This is a genomic window from Paraburkholderia ginsengiterrae (assembly GCF_001645125.1).
In the GTDB taxonomy this organism is placed as follows: domain Bacteria; phylum Pseudomonadota; class Gammaproteobacteria; order Burkholderiales; family Burkholderiaceae; genus Paraburkholderia; species Paraburkholderia ginsengiterrae.
In genome coordinates, this window is sequence record NZ_LXKA01000044.1 from 126,837 (window position 1) to 142,944 (window position 16,108).

Below are 16,108 nucleotides of genomic sequence, written 5' to 3' on the forward strand. Positions count from 1 at the left end.
GACGGTGCGCTTTCCCCGGATTGCGATCTAGCCTGCGCGCCGTTTAGTGTCGTTCTTATCGCTCGTGTCGCGCTTCGTGGAAGGCATCAACGATGCGACGCTTCCTGCGGGCTCCGCAAGCGAGGGGACGATATTCCGCGCGATGATATTCGCGATCTCGGCATCTGCCTGTGCCCCGTATTCCGCAAACACGTTCGTGTGATACGCCGTGTTTATGGCCGCGCCGAGCTGCGGTCCCGTGTTATCGCGCGTATCCACTTCGACTTCCATCGAAAGGCCGATACGCAGGGGATGTGCGTCGAGTTCTTTCTGATCGAGCTGGATACGAGCGGGCAACCGCTGCACGATCTTGATCCAGTTGCCCGTCGCGTTCTGCGCGGGCAACGTCGCGAACGCACTGCCTGTGCCCGCGGAAAAACCGACGACGCGACCGTGATACTTAACCTTGTCGCCGTATACATCGGCGGTGAGTTCAACGGGTTGGCCAATGCGCATGTTGCGCAACTGGCTTTCCTTGTAGTTCGCGTCGACCCACACGCCGTCGAGCGGTACGATTGCCATCAGCGGCGTGCCCGGCGATACACGCTGGCCGACTTGTACCGAGCGTTTCGCAACGTAGCCGGTGACGGGCGCGGGCAACGCATTGCGCGCGTACGCAAGATACGCATCACGCACCTTCGATGCGGCGGCAAGCACGTTTGGGTGCTGCTCGATCGTCGTGCGATCGGTCAACGCCCGGTTGGCTTCGGCCTGTTGACGCGCGGCGTTGAGCGCGGCCTGTGCGGCCATCACGGTATCGCGGGCATGCGCGATATCTTCTGCCGACACAGCGCCCGTCCCTGCGACGGCCTGGCGGCGACGCAGGTCGTCCTGCGCGCGAACCAGATCGGACTGCTTCTGCGCGACGTTCGCGGCATAGAAATCGTTGTTCACGTATAGACTGCTCACCTGCCGCACGGTCTGGCCCAAGGTCGCTTCAGCGTTGCCGAGCGCAACTTTCGCGTCGGCGTTGTCGAGCGTGACGACAGGGTCGCCGGCACGCACGATCTGAGTGTCGTCGGCATTCACGGCGACAACGGTACCGGTCACCTGTGGCGTCAGTTGCACGAGATTGCCGCTGACGTATGCGTCATCGGTTGATTCGTAGTAACGCCCATAAGTCATGTAGTACGCACCATAGCCGGCCGCCGACACGACGACAGCTACGCCGAGCAGCGCGAGCAGTGCTTTGCGCTTGTGTGTTTCGGGGGCGTTTTCAACAGATGCTGTTGTCGGTGTTGCGTCACGTTTTGCACTCGCCGCGTGGGCTCCCTGATGCTCTGTTGTGTCGATTTCGCTCACTTCAATTCTCCAGGCAGATTCGGTAGATAACAGCTCAGCGTGCGGCGACGACCGGCGTGCCAGTTGGGGACGCATCGGCGCGAGGTGCCACCGGGGAGCTCGCGCTCGACGCATCGATGAAACCGCCGCCCAGCGCCGAGGCCAGCGCAATCTGCTGATCGCGCCGATTCATGCGCAAATTCGCAACCGCCTGATCAGCGGAAAGCGCGCTGACGTCAGCGTTCAACACGGTCAGTTGATTCGTGAGGCCGGCCTTGTACTGCACGAGCGCAAGCTCGTCGGCTTTGCGAGCGGCGATCTGTGCGATCTGTGCATCGGCAAGCTGCGCATCCGTCGAACGCACTTCCGCGAGTTGCGTCGCAACTTCGCTCAGTGCAGTCACGAGCGTCTGGTTGTACGTCGCGACGGCATAATCGAACTCGGCGTAACGGCCCTTGAGCTGCGCACGCAATTCGCCTGCGTCGAAAATAGGCAGATGAATCGCCGGACCGATCGATGCCGTGCGGCTCGCCGCCGTCAAGAAGCGGCCGAAGCCGAAAGCGTCGAGCCCAATCGCCGCACTCAGGTTGATGTCGGGATAGAACTCTGCCTTAGCTTCCTTCACATCGTGCGTCATCGCGTCGACGCGCCAGCGCGCGGCGACGATTTCGGGACGGCGACTCACGAGATCGACGGGCAAGTTGTCAGGCAAGCGCACCTCGTCACCCGTCCCGAGTGTTGGGCGGGCGATCTGCAAACCACGGTCGGGGCCTGCGCCGAGCAGCGCGGCTATCTGATAGCGGATCGTGAGAATCTGTCCGTCGAGCAGCCTCAGGGACGAGCGGCTCGTCGCTAGATTGGCCTGAGCGACTTTGCGCTCGACCTCCGTATCCAGGCCTGTCGCAATCCGGCCTGCCGTAATGCGCTCGATCCGCTCACGCTGCGTGGTTTCCTCTTGCGCGATGTCGCGCAGTACGAACAGGCGCGCAAGCTGGTTGTACGTGCGTGCAATCGATGTGGTCAGCGTCAGCTTGATGAATTCCTCGTCGGCCTTGCTTGCCTGATACTGCGAAATTGCCGCTTTTAGCGTTTCGCGGTTCTTGCCCCACAGATCGAGATCATAAGAAGCACTCAATATGCCTTTGTTTTCCGTCAGCCATGCGCCACCGAACGGAGGCGGCACGAACGTTGTATTCGAGAATTGTTGACGCGTAAGCGAATAGCTCGCGTCAACACGCGGAATCGTGCTCGCTCTCGCCGCTTCGCTGTATGCCGAGGCAGCCACCACGCGGGCGCGCGCCTGGTCGAGCGTCGGGCTGCCCTTCAACGCTTCGTCGATCAGTGCTTTCAGTTGCGCATCGCCGAACTGGTCGGACCAATTGGTGGCAGGCCAATAACCTTGTTCGGCGGGAAGGCTTTGCTGTGCCGCGAACTGCTGCGGCTCGGCCGTTCTCGCGTCGTTGTGGATGCCGGCATAGTTCACGCACGCAGTCAGCGCCGCCGCGAACAACATCGGCACGCCTGGTTTCATCCCGCCGACTACACGGTATCGGGCATTGGACTTAATGCTCATTTTCGGCACCATCAAATAGTTGCGTAAATGGATTCAATGGTGCGGAATGATAGGTGCCGAACCCCTACCTCGGTAGATACTTATCAGGACACTCACCGTTTCCGCGCCGGCACCAGTAGGCGCAAACACAGCAATACCTGGTAAGTCAGCGGGGTGAGCCGATCTCTGCTCCGCGAAATGCAGCATCTTGCGAAGACAAAGAGCTATTTGACTGGCCCGCACGCGGCCGCTCGCTTCGATTGGTGCTAAAGGGGCAACACCGTGAGCCCGTTTGCGCCGCTACCGTGCCACGTTGCGTCGATCTACGATACCTTCATGCGGCCTGTTGCCGCTAACGGCTTCCGCTCAGTGCGGGTATTTACCGTCGTAGTCAGGAGATATTCATGACGCAGCGTATTAACTATATCCAGCAATCGCCGGAACTCTTCAAAAAGTTCGTTGAATTTGGCAACCAGCTGAAGGACTGTGCAATCGAAGAATCGATCCGCGATCTCGTTGCGCTTCGGGCTTCTCAACTCAATGGCTGCAGCTTTTGCGTCGACATGCATGTTAAGGAAGCACGCTTGCACGGCGAGCGCGAACTGCGGCTCCACCATGTCGCAGCCTGGCGCGAATCAACGCTCTTCTCGGCGCGTGAGCGCGCCGCACTTGTATGGACCGAATCCCTGACCAGGCTTACTGAGCATGGTGTTTCCGACGAGACCTACCAGCATGTGCGCACCCAATTCTCGGAGAAAGAGCTATCCGACCTGACATTCGAAGTAATGGCCATCAACGGCTGGAATCGCGCGAGCATCGCATTCAGGTCTGTGCCGGGTTCGGCTGACAAAGCATTCGGCCTCGACAAGGCGAACCTCGCCTGAATGGTCCGGATTTCCGTTCTTGTTCATCGTCCCGCTTGCGGGCCGCATTACCTGGAATGCACATCATGTTTTGCCTGAAGAACACCGCAATCGCATTATTTGCCGTCGCAGGCATGTTTGTCGGCACAGCTCGCGCCGCGGCTCCCGAAGCCGCCGTCACCCCGCTCTTCACACAGCCGCTTAACGATTATCCGGGCAAGGAAGCCCTGATGATCACCGTGACTTATCCGCCCGGTGCCGTCGACCCCGTCCATCGGCATCACGCGCACGCCTTTATTTATGTGCTGCAGGGTTCGATAGTGATGCAGGTAAAGGGCGGCAAGGAAGTTACGCTAACACCTGGACAGACGTTCTATGAGGGTCCGGACGACATACACACGGTCGGACGTAACGCAAGCCAGACCGAGCCTGCGAAGTTCATCGTGCTTCTTCTGAAGGACAAGGGTGCGCCTGTTCTCGTGCCTGAGACGTAAGCATATTTTTTCGGCAACGCTTTCGTCGCGTGGCGGCGCCGGCAGGGTGTCGTTTGTCGCGAATTCGGTATCTGTCGTCGAACTCTCAATTTACTAACAGAAGGCAACAATCATGTCGCAGAAGATCCTGATAGTGGGTGCCGGCTTTGCCGGGGTATGGGGTGCGCTAGGCGCAGCTCGCGTACTCGACGCTGCGAGCATATCGCCCAGCGACGTTGAAATCACCCTGATTTCACCGAAACCGGAGTTGCAGATCCGTCCGCGGCTATACGAAAGCGAGCCGCAGCGTATGGCCGCACCGCTGTTGCCACTGCTCGAAGCCGTTGGTGTGAAATATCTCGAGGGTATTGTTAGCGAGATTTCCGTTCATGACAAAAACGTGATCGTGGTGGGAGCAAATGGTCAACAGCGCACGCTCGCGTATGACCGGCTGCTGCTGACAAGCGGCAGCAAACTGAACAGACCGCCTGTTCCGGGACTCGTGGAATATGCCTTCTCTGTCGATTGCATTGAAGATGCCATCGTGCTCGAACGTCACCTGGAACAACTGACGAAACTGCCGGATTCGCGCGCACGCAACACGGTTGTCGTAGTGGGCTGTGGCTTTACCGGTATCGAGGTCGGAACAGAGTTGCCTCAGCGAATGCGCAAGATGTTTGGCCCCGATGCCGCAATCAGGGTCGTCGTAGTCGGCTCCCAGCCCGAAATCGGTCCCGATCTCGGACCTAATCCTCGTCCGTTCGTATCTCAAGCGTTCGACTCCCTGGGCGTCGAGGCGGTACTTGGATCTGGCGTGGTGTCGATCGATGCCGACGGGGTTCTGACTGCGTCGGGAGGCCGCATTGAAGCCAAGACGGTGATCTGGGCGGGAGGTATGCGTGCCAGCTCACTGGTTGCGCAAGTTTCCTCGCGTCTAGATCCACTGGGCCGCGTCGAAGCAGCATTGGATCTTCGCGTGGCAGAAGCACCCGGTGTATTCGTGGCGGGGGATGTGGCGCGAGCGCTGTGCGACGATAACGGGCGCTACGCATTGATGTCCTGTCAGCACGCAATCGTGATGGGGCAATTCGGCGGACACAACGTAGCCGCCGATCTGATCGGTGTTCCGACCTTGGAATATAAGCAGCCGTTCTACGCTACTTGCCTGGACCTTGGCGAATGGGGCGCCATCTATTCGGAAGGCTGGGATCGGCAGATCAAACTGACGAGCGCCGAAGGGAAAGCGCGTAAGCAGATTATCAACACGCAGTGGATCTATCCGCCGGCGCCGAATCGCACCGAGGCATTGGCGGCAGGCAACCCACAAGCTTCCTACGGCTAACCAGCGGGCACAGCCCGAGCGGCTGCACTGGCAGGATAAATCCGGCACGTGCGGCAGCGGCGGTAAACGTTTTCAACAGAAGATCGCGCGCTGCTGCCGCACTAAATGGCCCGGTCGATTCCCATTTTCTTGGCTCTGCCAACCTGACGGTGCACTGGGTATCGTGAACGTTGATCCTCGTGGAGACGCTCATGGTAACCTCGCTTCGCTTCGTTCATCTCGACACACCCGATTCGCTGTTGCCCGCATTCAACGTTATGCGGCAATTGCGCCCGCATCTGACGGACGCCCGCTCGTTTGCCGCTCAAGTGGCCACGCAGCAGGCTGAAGGCTATCGTCTGCTCTGCGCGTCCGGAGCGGACCGCGTCGTCGGCCTCGCCGGGTATCGAAAATTGACCAATCTGCTGTACGGCAGCTTCGTGTATGTCGACGATCTGGTTGTAGATAGCACGCTGCAGCGTGACGGCGTCGGCACGCAACTGCTCGACGCCGTTCGGCAGATTGCACGCGAAGCCGGTTGCTCGCAATTCGTGCTCGATACTGGCCTGCACATGCCACTTGCGCAACGTTTCTATTTTCGTAGTGGCCTTCTCGCTCGGGGCATGCATTTCGTAGAACAGATCGCCCCCGTTCAAATCCCCGTGAGCTAACGTCATGAACATTTTCCGACCAATGCAAAGCACGGCAGCGCCAAGCGCGTCAGCCGTCCAGACATTTGCGCAACGTTAGTGCGAGACGGCCTGCTTCACGCGCATCGGCGATGTTTGCGAAGCCGATCACGAGGCCGCGAAGCGTACGTCGCCCGTGAACATTCGCGTACCAGATCGAGAGTGGCAACACCGCGAGCCCCGCCTCACGGGCACGGGCGGCGACGGCAACGTCGTCGACCGGACCATCGGGTCCTTCGGTGAATTGCACCGCGAACTGGATTCCACCGGGCGGCAAATCGACAATCAGCCGTTCCCCAAACGCCTGCTCCAGCGCGTGTACGATCAACATGCGCCGCTCGGCGTACAACGTACGCATCCGCTTTAAATGCCGCGCAAAGTGTCCCTGCTCGATGAAATCCGCCACAGCAGCCTGCAGGAGAGTTGGCGAGCCGGCATTCATGCTGCACGCGACCCGTCCGACACGTTCGACGGCGCGTTCCGGCACCACAACATACGCAAGCCGCAACCCGGGAAACATTACCTTGCTGAACGTGCCGCAATAGATCACACGGTCGTACCGGTCGAGGCTTTTCAAAGCTGGAAGAGGCCGCCCAAGATAACGGAACTCGCTGTCGTAGTCGTCTTCGATGATCCAGCGGGATGCTTTCTCTGCCCAATCGAGCAGCGCCAAACGTCTTGCAAGGGACAACGTGTGCCCGAGCGGGCTCTGATGCGAGGGAGTGACTAGTGCGAAGCGCGCCTCCGGGTCCAGTTGTATGCCCCGCTCGACGTCGATCCCTTCGCTATCCACCGGCACCGGCACGAGCTGTATACCGGTCTCGGCCAGAAAGCTGCGCGCCAGCAGATAGCCGGGATCCTCGTACCACACGTGATCGTTCGGACGCGCAAGGCCACGCAACACCAGTTCGAGCGCCGCGCGATAGCCGCTGGTGACGAATACCTGTTCCGGCAAGCAGGCCACACCGCGCGACAGCCCGAGATACGTGGCGATGTGTTCTCGCAGCGGCAGGTAGCCCGCCGGATTCGGATACGCGAGCACCGCGCGTTCAGCGCCGCGTGCGCGATGTGACACGAGCCGGTTCCATACCTTGAGCGGAAACGCGTCGAGCGCCGGCAGACCCGGTTGCAACGGCCGCGGTTCGCCGCTCATGGCGACGGCAATAGCGAGCGGACGCGGCGCAGGTTGTCCGCTGCACGACGCGTCCGCCGTTTTCGGGCTACCCGCTTCGACAAACTTCGGCCGACCGTCCGTGTCCTGCAGACCTTGTCCCCGCGACGAGTGCGTCACTGATAACGGCAGCGACGCCGATACGAACGTGCCCGCCGCGCCGCGCATCTGCAAATAGCCCTCGTCAACGAGGATCGTGTAGGCCAGTTCGACTGTGCCGCGCGCCGTGTTCAGTTGCGTGGCGAGGCCGCGGAGCGCGGGCACACGATCGCCGGGCCGCAGATGCCCGGCGGCGATCGCCGTTCTGAAGCGCTCGCAGATTTGCAGGTAGATCGGCAACTGTTGCTGCCGGTCGATTTCGATGGTCAACGCGGGTGTCGATACGGGCATGGCGGGTTTACGGAATAGGGATCAGAACCAGCATGGCCTGGTAGGCTCGCCAGATCTTGGCACTTATCGATGGGACACGATTGCGCCACTATAGCCTCACGCGATGCGATGGATGCCAACAATTTCGCGCAATGCGACACCCGCCAGGCACCCGCACGTTCAACTTCTTTTCGTCTGGAGAATTTGCCATGAAGATCGTCGTAATCGGTGGTTCCGGCCTGATTGGCTCGCGTGTGGTCACACTGCTCAGCGAGGCGGGTCATGAGGCGCTAGCAGCATCGCCGCGTACCGGCGTGAACGCCGTGACGGGCGAGGGCCTGAGCAATGCGCTGATGGGCGCGGACGTCGTAGTGGATGTGGCAAACGCGCCGTCATGGGAGCCGCAGGCGGTGCTCGACTTCTTCCGCACCTCGGCGCGCAACCTCGGTAAGGCCGAAGTGGCCGCGGGGGTACGCCATCACGTCGCGCTATCAATCGTTGGCTGCGACCGCACGTCGGAGAATGCATACTTCGTGGCCAAGGTTGCGCAGGAAGACGCAATCGAAGCGGCGGGCGTTCCGTACACGATCGTCCGTGCGACTCAGTTCATGGAGTTCATTGGCGGCATCGCTGATTTCGGCACTGACAATGGCACCGTGCGCATCGGCGACGGGTTGTTTCAGCCGATCGCCGCGGACGACGTCGCGGCGCTCCTCGTGCAGGCCGCACTCGCGACTCCACTGAGTGCCACGGTCGACATTGCCGGACCGGATCGCGCGCCCTTTGCGGAAATCGTCGCGCGTTACCTGAAGTCGGTAGGCGACGCACGCCAGGTAGTAACGGATCGCGACGCACGGTATTACGGTGGCCAGGTCGAGCAACTGTCGCTTGTGCCGCTTGGCGACGCACGGATCGGCCGCGTCAGTCTCGATCAATGGCTGGCACGGGCCAACAAGGGTTGATCGCAGGTCTATGGTCGGGTTGACAATGTCAGAGTGGCCAAGCAACCCGGCCTGCAAACCATCGAAACGCCATCATCGCAAAAGCCTACAACCGGGCGTAGCTGTCTCGCATCCAGCACATATGGCTGCTAGATTTCGATTACCCGTTGCCTGAGTGTTGGCCACCAGAATCCAACTCCATCGCCAGACTGCCAAGGACGAGGGCCTGGTCTATCGGAACCGGTTGAAATTCAGGGGATTCGACAACGGTGCTTCCCTGCGGGCTCGCTTCCTTTTGGAACTGCTCCAGTCTCGCCTTCATCTGATCCGCAAATTCAGAAGTGGCAAAGGGATTTGGCAGGCTATCCTCGAATTCCTGCGCTGACACGGAACCATCTCCGTTCTCGTCCATAGCCTTGTACAGCGCTATCGCCTGCGCATTCGTCCCACCGCCGGCAACCACTTGTTGCTTAAGTTCGGAAAACGAAATTGTACCGTCGCCGTCTTTATCCGTCTCGACCATGACCTCATGCTTGTAGAGAGACACGTATGATCCGTACGTAAGTGTCATTCCTTTTTTTGCGAATTCGCTGGCAGCTGCCGCACTCTCTTTCACTATCTCGGCATCTGCTTGCGCATCTTTCGCTGACGCACTTTGCGCGTCCTTGATCACATTCATCCCAGCTCCGGCATTGGCCGACGGATGCCCGCTGCTCCCTGCCATCGAAAACTGCTGCTGTGTCTTCTTCGCTTCCTGATTGACGAAGTTTGAGTAAAACGACGACAACGGCGGCATGACGTTCATAGATTTCTCCAATAACTGGAAAATTAACAACGGCTTTTCCCACATCGACAGCTGCGTGCCAGCTTAGCGACGCTGTCCGGCCATGTCCACTGAAACCGCAGTGCATTAGCCATCCAGCAGCAGACAAAAGAAATTCCATTCACTTTCTTTTCCGTAAAGAACTCATCGGGAAGTCCCACCCGCCAAAGACGAGCGCGCGAGCGATTCTTGGGAATATGGGCTACCCGGTCAAACATTCAGGTTTTCAGCCGACTTAATGAACTCTCATCGGCTTTCGCTGTAATAGCATAGCGGCACACTGAGTTCAAACAAGCGGTTCGAACGTGAATGTATCCAAAGGCATCGCACAAGATCTGTGGCTGGCAAGGCTTAACAGTACTACGCAAACCAAATGGTTCGTCTTCACCGAACGAGAGATCCATGTGTGCAACTGAAAGCGCCGAGTTCATCGCGCAGTCGCGTGTCAGCGCTACCCATGCGGAACAAGGCATACGCGTGCAATTTTTCCCTGCTTCCGACAGTGAAGCCGATTCCAATTGGACCGTCGGCGGATCTCATCCCATCAAGCTCATCGGTTCGACATCTGCCACGTCCACATGGCACGGCTTCGACACACGTCCGATCAGCGTGGACCGATGGAACGTCGATTTCAGCGGTCCGTGCTTCGAGTCGGATACAGAGCCTGGCGACGGAATTATCGAGACACTCGTGGTATCTGTCACGACCATCGCACCGTCCAGTTATCCGATAAAGACAACCGGCTATCTATACGACGGACATAGCGGGTGCCATCTCGGGTTGCTGGACTTGAGATATTTCGGAATGGATTTGCCAAGGACTTTGAGTTTTTCTCTCGGCGAGCACCGCTTTCCGATGTCAACACAAATTGAAATCCGCTTTGGTGTCGATGGTGGTGGGTCACCACTTATTCTTCGCCCGCCAACAATAACTAGCGTCGGAATTCTTTTGACGGAACGCCGAAGCCGCTTGACAGAGTCTCCGCTAGACGAAGTTCCCCCTATTTTGATGAGGTGACCCATGAGCTATCAAACTGGTCTTAGCGGCCTTTCCGCAGCTTCGACGGACCTTGATGTAATCGGAAATAACATTGCCAATGCGAACACCGTTGGGTTCAAAAGCTCAACGGCACAGTTCGCGGACTTGTATGCGAACGCCGTCGTAGGTGCGGCAAACAATCAGGTTGGCATCGGCACTCGTCTATCCACCGTTCAACAGAACTTCAGCAACGGCACCTTCACGACGACTGATCAGCCGCTTGACATTGCAATAAACGGAAACGGGTTTTTTCAGCTTTCCAACAACGGCGCCCTGGTCTACTCACGCAATGGTGTATTCCATCTCGACAAAAGCGGCGCCATTGAGAATGCCCATGGACTGCAATTGATGGGCTATACAGCGGGGCCGAATGGAAAAATAAACACCGGCAGTGTGGGACCAATTACCATCCCGTCTGCTAACTTGCCGCCTACGGCAACAAAGACAATCTCTGCGGCGTTCAACCTTAACTCTCAGGATCCAGTTCCGGCGAATGCGTTCAATCCGTCGAATTCCACGAGTTATAGCTATAGCCAGCCAATGCAAATCTATGATTCGCTGGGTGGAACGCAATCCGTTACCGTTTACTTTGTAAAAAAAGCAACCGGTTCATACGATGTCTACGGAACCAGTGGAAATCCGCCCACACCTGTCGGCCCCAACCCTACGGGAAACATCGGCAACATAACGTTCGATTCGTCAGGCCGTTTGACATCACCGAATGCATCAGCTCTTGCGTTTACCATTCCCAACGCCGCGGATAACGGCGCTACAAGCCAGAATTTGACGCTGGACTTGACTGGCACAACACAATATGGCGACAAGAATGGGGTGACCGAGCTGCTACCGGACGGCAACAGCTCAGGGCAGTTGACTGCGTTCTCCGTCGGCCAGGACGGCACCTTGACCGGAACTTATTCTAACGGCGCCACGCTTGCCCTCGGTCAAGTTGTTCTCGCGACCTTCAGCAATCCAAACGGTCTCGCGAATATGGGAAACAACCTCTACGCTCAAACTGGGGATTCCGGATCGGCGCAGATATCAAGCCCTGGCTCGACCAATCACGGAGTTCTTCTTGGTGGAGAAACAGAAAACTCGAACGTCGACTTGACGCATCAGCTGGTCGATCTGATTACTGCGCAGCGAAACTACCAGGCGAACGCACAGACAATTAAGACCCAACAAACGGTAGATCAAACGCTCATTAACATTTAATTTACTGATCACCGAAGTCGTTGCTGCGTGAAGATGACCCGCTGCCAACACGGGTGGGTCACCTCCGCTACCAAGGCCTGAGTGGCATCTTCTTACGTTAACGGAACTATTGTTCCGTTGACGTAAGGGGCGGGCGACCTCGCTACCGAATGAGCGGCCATCGATAGCCGAGATCGCACCACCAACATGTTCAGTCTGCTGCACGACGGTACCTGGCCACATACTTCGCCTGTGCAATGATTTTTCCGTGCATCTGATAGGCGACGACCGCTGGACTTGCCGCCGGCGCCACATCGATTTGGGCTACGTCCAGGGCGGATGCCGTGACGATATATCGATGCAACTCCCCTTGAGGCGGACATGGTCCACCGTATCTGGATTCGCCAAAATCTGTCAATGCCTCGACCGCACCTGCTGGTAAAAGCTTCGGATTGCCAGATGCTCCCTTTTCTAGCGATGACTCTGAAGGTGGAATATTCGCGACCTGCCAATGGGTCCAACCGAGGCCACCGGTTGGTGCATCAGGGTCGAAAATCGTTACGACGATACTCTTGGTTCCGCGTGGGACGTGAGTCCATGAAATACGCGGTGAAACGTTGTTGCCGTGGCAGCCGAAGCCCCCATACACCTGCTCATTCGAAAAATGTCCCTGGTTCAGGTCATCGACTTTGATAGTGAACGGCTCCGCTCTAGCTACCGTTGGCACGATGACTAGCGCCACGGCATAGCAGAGCGCTGCCTGCATAAGTTTCTTTGAACTCACGGTGTACTCCGTTAGACGAGGGAAGGTTTGCTCAGCGCTATCAACGGTATCGATTTGCGACTCGACCCGGAAGGCATATTCACGAATCACCGCGTTGCCTTCGCTGCAACATCGGCGAAACGCCATCCTTTCTTATCGGTATGGGAGTAGCTATCCATCCGTCGTCACTCAATGAGTGACTAACGCCGACCCGGACTCCACGTTCACCTATGGAAACAAGGCGGCACAAAGGACGTTTGAATACACATGGCACGAGCAAGCCCGCATCGAAATAGACTGCCCTGACATCAACGCAGCCTGACGCATCATCCGGACACCTTGCATGGGTGAAGAATCATGTTGCCGACGGCAAGCCCATGCGCGGCGTGATTGTGGCGCGCGAGATTGGGCAAAAACTTGCGCTACGCGATGCTGGCTGCCCCGTTACCAACTTCTGTTCGTCGTCGATCAGCCCGCCACCATTGGCGCGCTGCCCGCGGCAGTTGCACGTGATGAAGGTGTTCTCGTGCCCGCGAAAAATTAATCGATGCACGGATAAGGTGCCCATTTGGAATATAGGAGTGCGCGCCATCACCGGAGCGGGGCGCAAATTCCGCTGGCAGCGCAGCAAAGTGACGACTTCGGTGTGGCACGTTTCTCGCTAGACAAGCAGGGCATGGAGCCGGCGCATCATCCGGTTTAGCACACAATCTGGAAATGGATGGCTAGGGTTCCGGCCTGCTTCACGCAGGTGCTGGTCCGAGAGCTGTCGACCTCAGGCGAGGTTACACGGCGGGACAAAAGCCCGGGAGAGAACGCGATGTTTGCGCTGCTCCCTGCCGTCGCTAACCGTCCCTTCCGAGGTCAACCTCATGCGCAAGCTCGTTCGCTTTCTTGGCATCGCCGCCGTCTCTCTCGCCACCTTCGCCTCCACTTCCGCGTTTGCCGCGGGCCGTACCGACTTCAAGGTTTGCTGGACCATCTACGCTGGCTGGATGCCGTGGGGGCAAGCCAAAACCCAGGGCATCGTCTCGAAGTGGGCCAAAAAATATGGCATTAACGTCGATGTCGTCCAACTGAACGACTACGTCGAATCCATCAATCAGTACACCGCCGGCAAGTTCGATGGCTGCGCGATGACCAATATGGACGCGCTGACCATTCCTGCTTCGGGCGGCGTGGATTCGACGGCGCTCATCGTCAGCGATTATTCGAACGGCAACGACGGCGTGCTCATCAAGGGCAAGGGCAAGCAGATCGCCGACCTGAAGGGCCAGCAGATCAATCTGGTCCAGTTCTCCGTATCGCACTACCTGCTGGCACGCGCCCTTGAAAGCGCGCATATGAGCGAGCGCGACCTCAAGGTGGTGAACACATCCGATGCCGATATCTCCGGTGCGTTCGCCACGCCTGCCGTCCACAACGCGGTGACGTGGAATCCGATGCTTGCCGATCTGAAAGCACAGCCGAACGTGACCGAGGTCTTCGACTCGAGCAAGATTCCTGGCGAAATCATGGACATGATGGTTGTCAACACCAAGACCCTGAACGACAACCCGGCACTTGGCAAGGCGCTGACGGGCGCATGGTTCGAGATGGTCGCGCTGATGCGGGCCAATAACGCCGACAGCACCGCAGCGCTCACAGCAATGGCGAAGGCGTCGGGCACGGATCTCGCCGGCTTCAAGGGCCAATTGTCGACCACCGCGCTGTTCTACACGCCGCAGGCCGCGCTCGAGTTCGTCACCGGCCCCGACATGCCGAAGATCATGACGCGCGTCGCCAAGTTCTCCTTCGATCACGGTCTGCTCGGTCAAGACGCAAAGAGCGCGGACGTGGTCGGCATGGCGTTCGACAAGGGTGTCGTGATCGGCAACCGGAGCAACGTCAAGCTGCGCTTCGATCCGACCTACGTGGGAATGGCCGCTGCCGGCAAGCTCTGATCTGGACAACCCGCATTTCATAAGGCAGGCATCCATGCGACTCATCAATCGATATCCCAGCCGCAGTGGCGGCTTGATGCTGCTGTTGCTGCCGTTCATTGTGCTGATGGCGGTGTATTTCACGGGATCGTCGCTGCGGCTCAAGGTCAATCCTGATGACAAGCTGCTGCCGAGTGCGACACAAATGAGCGCGGCCATCGAGAAGGTCGCTTTCAACGAGGACAAGCGCACGGGCGAGTATCTGCTATGGGCCGACACGGTATCGAGCTTGAGACGGCTCGGTATTGGCCTCGTGGTGAGTGCCGTGATTGCGCTGGTGGCGGCCATCGCGACGGGCTCGTTTCCGCTCGTCAGCGCAACCTTGTCACCGTTCATTACCGTGGTGTCGATGATTCCACCGCTCGCGGTGCTGCCTATCCTGTTTATCGTGTTCGGGCTCGACGAGCTTTCAAAGGTCGTGCTGATCGTGGTGGGTATTACGCCAATGATCATTCGCGATCTGCACTCGCGTGCCCGCGAGATTCCGGCCGAGTTGTGGATCAAGGCGCAGACGCTTGGCGCGACCAGCTGGACACTGATCCTGCGTCTCGTGCTGCCGCAATTGCTGCCGCGTCTGCTGGTGGCGATGCGTCTGTCGCTCGGCGCGGCGTGGCTGTTTCTGATCGCGGCGGAAGCCATCGCATCGACAGACGGCCTCGGCTATCGCATCTTTCTCGTGCGCCGCTACCTCGCGATGGACGTGATCCTGCCTTACGTAGCGTGGATCACACTGCTCGCGTGGCTCACCGACGAACTGCTGCGACGTCTTACGCAATGGTCGTTCCCGTGGTACGGCGGAGGCGCGCGATGATCGAGATTCGCAACGTCTGGAAGAAATACGGCGATCAGGTCGTGCTCGAGCGATTGAACCTGCGCGTCGAGGAAGGCGAGTTCTGTTCGATGATCGGCGCATCGGGGTGTGGCAAGTCCACCTTCCTGCGGCTGCTGCTCGGTCAGGAGCGCGCCACGCGGGGCGAGATTCTGCTCGATGGCAAGCCGTTCCCGGGCGAACCCGACGCGCATCGCGGCGTGGTGTTTCAACGCTATTCCGTGTTCGAGCACCTGAGTGTGACCGGCAACGTGATGCTTGGCCTTGAATTGCCTCGCGCGAAGTTCACGGGCCGCCTGTTCGGTGCGCAGCGACGTGCGGCGCGTGACGAAGCCGTTGCGATGCTTGAGCGTGTCGGACTCGGCGCGGCGTTGGACAAATATCCGCAGCAGCTTTCGGGTGGCATGCAGCAGCGGCTGGCGATCGCTCAGGCGCTCATGACGAAGCCACGCGTGTTGCTGCTCGATGAGCCGTTCGGCGCGCTCGACCCGGGCATCCGCAAGGAGATGCACGACCTGCTGCTGGGCCTGTGGCGCGAATCGAAACTGACGATCTTCATGGTCACGCATGACCTGAAGGAAGGCTTCACGCTCGGCAGCCGCGTCCTCGTATTCGACAAGGTCCGTGTCGATCCTCAAGCGCCAGGCGCCTATGGCGCGCGCATCACTTACAACATTCCGCTCGACCATAGCCGCGATTCCGCATCGTCCATCCATATGGCTCGAGCCGTGGTGGAAGGCGCGTCGCGTGTCGACGCGGTTTCAGCCTAACGGGAATCTG

The 16,108-nt window shown here is 58.8% G+C and carries 17 protein-coding genes and 1 riboswitch; of the genes, 12 read left to right on the top strand and 5 right to left on the bottom strand.

Annotated elements, in window-relative coordinates:
* Positions 1-27: 27 nt before the first annotated feature.
* Positions 28-1,341 carry an HlyD/EmrA/EmrK family protein gene (locus A6V37_RS03420; RefSeq protein ID WP_064266192.1) on the bottom strand — a complete coding sequence of 438 codons (1,314 nt, stop codon included), beginning with the start codon at positions 1,339-1,341 and terminating at the stop codon, positions 28-30.
* 34 nt (positions 1,342-1,375) lie between these two features.
* The gene (locus tag A6V37_RS03425; protein ID WP_064266233.1) at positions 1,376-2,893 is read right to left on the bottom strand and encodes an efflux transporter outer membrane subunit; all 1,518 of its coding nucleotides are present in this window, start codon (positions 2,891-2,893) and stop codon (positions 1,376-1,378) included.
* Positions 2,894-3,276: 383 nt separating this feature from the next.
* On the opposite strand from A6V37_RS03425, the gene A6V37_RS03430 reads away from it, so the two are divergent.
* The 4 genes from A6V37_RS03430 to A6V37_RS03445 all read left to right on the top strand — a co-directional run bounded on the left by A6V37_RS03430 (position 3,277) and on the right by A6V37_RS03445 (position 6,200).
* Complete coding sequence (locus A6V37_RS03430) at positions 3,277-3,756, top strand: carboxymuconolactone decarboxylase family protein (RefSeq protein ID WP_064266193.1); 480 nt, start codon at positions 3,277-3,279, stop codon at positions 3,754-3,756.
* A 65-nt stretch (positions 3,757-3,821) separates the two neighbouring features.
* Positions 3,822-4,229: a cupin domain-containing protein gene (locus A6V37_RS03435; RefSeq protein ID WP_064266194.1), complete on the top strand. Its 408-nt coding sequence runs from the start codon at positions 3,822-3,824 to the stop codon at positions 4,227-4,229.
* Between the two features lie 112 nt (positions 4,230-4,341).
* Positions 4,342-5,550 (top strand): NAD(P)/FAD-dependent oxidoreductase, encoded by a 1,209-nt coding sequence (locus A6V37_RS03440; protein WP_064266195.1) that lies wholly within the window; start codon positions 4,342-4,344, stop codon positions 5,548-5,550.
* A gap of 191 nt (positions 5,551-5,741) precedes the next feature.
* A complete protein-coding gene (locus A6V37_RS03445; RefSeq protein ID WP_064266196.1) occupies positions 5,742-6,200 on the top strand; it encodes a GNAT family N-acetyltransferase in 459 nt (152 codons plus the stop codon).
* Between the two features lie 49 nt (positions 6,201-6,249).
* On the opposite strand, the gene pdxR is transcribed toward A6V37_RS03445, so the two are convergent.
* Positions 6,250-7,779 carry a MocR-like pyridoxine biosynthesis transcription factor PdxR gene (pdxR, locus tag A6V37_RS03450; RefSeq protein WP_064266197.1) on the bottom strand — a complete coding sequence of 510 codons (1,530 nt, stop codon included), beginning with the start codon at positions 7,777-7,779 and terminating at the stop codon, positions 6,250-6,252.
* A gap of 188 nt (positions 7,780-7,967) precedes the next feature.
* On the opposite strand from pdxR, the gene A6V37_RS03455 reads away from it, so the two are divergent.
* Positions 7,968-8,720 (top strand): SDR family oxidoreductase, encoded by a 753-nt coding sequence (locus A6V37_RS03455; protein WP_064266198.1) that lies wholly within the window; start codon positions 7,968-7,970, stop codon positions 8,718-8,720.
* 139 nt (positions 8,721-8,859) lie between these two features.
* Here A6V37_RS03455 and A6V37_RS03460 read toward each other — a convergent pair whose 3' ends face one another.
* Positions 8,860-9,504, bottom strand: coding sequence for an EF-hand domain-containing protein (locus A6V37_RS03460; RefSeq protein WP_165614406.1), 645 nt, complete (start codon positions 9,502-9,504; stop codon positions 8,860-8,862).
* Positions 9,505-9,924: 420 nt separating this feature from the next.
* On the opposite strand from A6V37_RS03460, the gene A6V37_RS40415 reads away from it, so the two are divergent.
* Together A6V37_RS40415 and flgE are read left to right on the top strand one after the other, a co-directional pair.
* Positions 9,925-10,539 carry a hypothetical protein gene (locus A6V37_RS40415; protein WP_131799826.1) on the top strand — a complete coding sequence of 205 codons (615 nt, stop codon included), beginning with the start codon at positions 9,925-9,927 and terminating at the stop codon, positions 10,537-10,539.
* A gap of 3 nt (positions 10,540-10,542) precedes the next feature.
* On the top strand, positions 10,543-11,775 hold the full coding sequence (gene flgE, locus A6V37_RS03465; RefSeq protein ID WP_064266200.1) for a flagellar hook protein FlgE: 1,233 nt from the start codon (positions 10,543-10,545) through the stop codon (positions 11,773-11,775).
* Between the two features lie 190 nt (positions 11,776-11,965).
* Here flgE and A6V37_RS38720 read toward each other — a convergent pair whose 3' ends face one another.
* Positions 11,966-12,520, bottom strand: a complete 555-nt coding sequence (locus A6V37_RS38720; RefSeq protein ID WP_207547584.1) for a YbhB/YbcL family Raf kinase inhibitor-like protein — start codon at positions 12,518-12,520, stop codon at positions 11,966-11,968.
* A gap of 193 nt (positions 12,521-12,713) precedes the next feature.
* Here A6V37_RS38720 and A6V37_RS43085 point away from each other — a divergent pair, with 193 nt between their 5' ends.
* The 5 genes from A6V37_RS43085 to A6V37_RS03480 all read left to right on the top strand — a co-directional run bounded on the left by A6V37_RS43085 (position 12,714) and on the right by A6V37_RS03480 (position 16,098).
* A complete protein-coding gene (locus tag A6V37_RS43085) occupies positions 12,714-12,839 on the top strand; it encodes an MEKHLA domain-containing protein (RefSeq protein ID WP_131799827.1) in 126 nt (41 codons plus the stop codon).
* A 25-nt stretch (positions 12,840-12,864) separates the two neighbouring features.
* The gene (locus tag A6V37_RS41205) at positions 12,865-13,182 is read left to right on the top strand and encodes a hypothetical protein (protein ID WP_165614405.1); all 318 of its coding nucleotides are present in this window, start codon (positions 12,865-12,867) and stop codon (positions 13,180-13,182) included.
* 49 nt (positions 13,183-13,231) lie between these two features.
* A riboswitch (guanidine-I (ykkC/yxkD leader) is annotated at positions 13,232-13,331 on the top strand.
* Between the two features lie 58 nt (positions 13,332-13,389).
* Positions 13,390-14,460: a putative urea ABC transporter substrate-binding protein gene (locus A6V37_RS03470; RefSeq protein ID WP_064266201.1), complete on the top strand. Its 1,071-nt coding sequence runs from the start codon at positions 13,390-13,392 to the stop codon at positions 14,458-14,460.
* A 34-nt stretch (positions 14,461-14,494) separates the two neighbouring features.
* Complete coding sequence (locus tag A6V37_RS03475; RefSeq protein ID WP_064266202.1) at positions 14,495-15,310, top strand: ABC transporter permease; 816 nt, start codon at positions 14,495-14,497, stop codon at positions 15,308-15,310.
* Positions 15,307-16,098, top strand: coding sequence for an ABC transporter ATP-binding protein (locus A6V37_RS03480; protein WP_064266203.1), 792 nt, complete (start codon positions 15,307-15,309; stop codon positions 16,096-16,098). The genes A6V37_RS03475 and A6V37_RS03480 overlap by 4 nt, the downstream gene beginning before the upstream one ends.
* Positions 16,099-16,108: the final 10 nt, after the last annotated feature.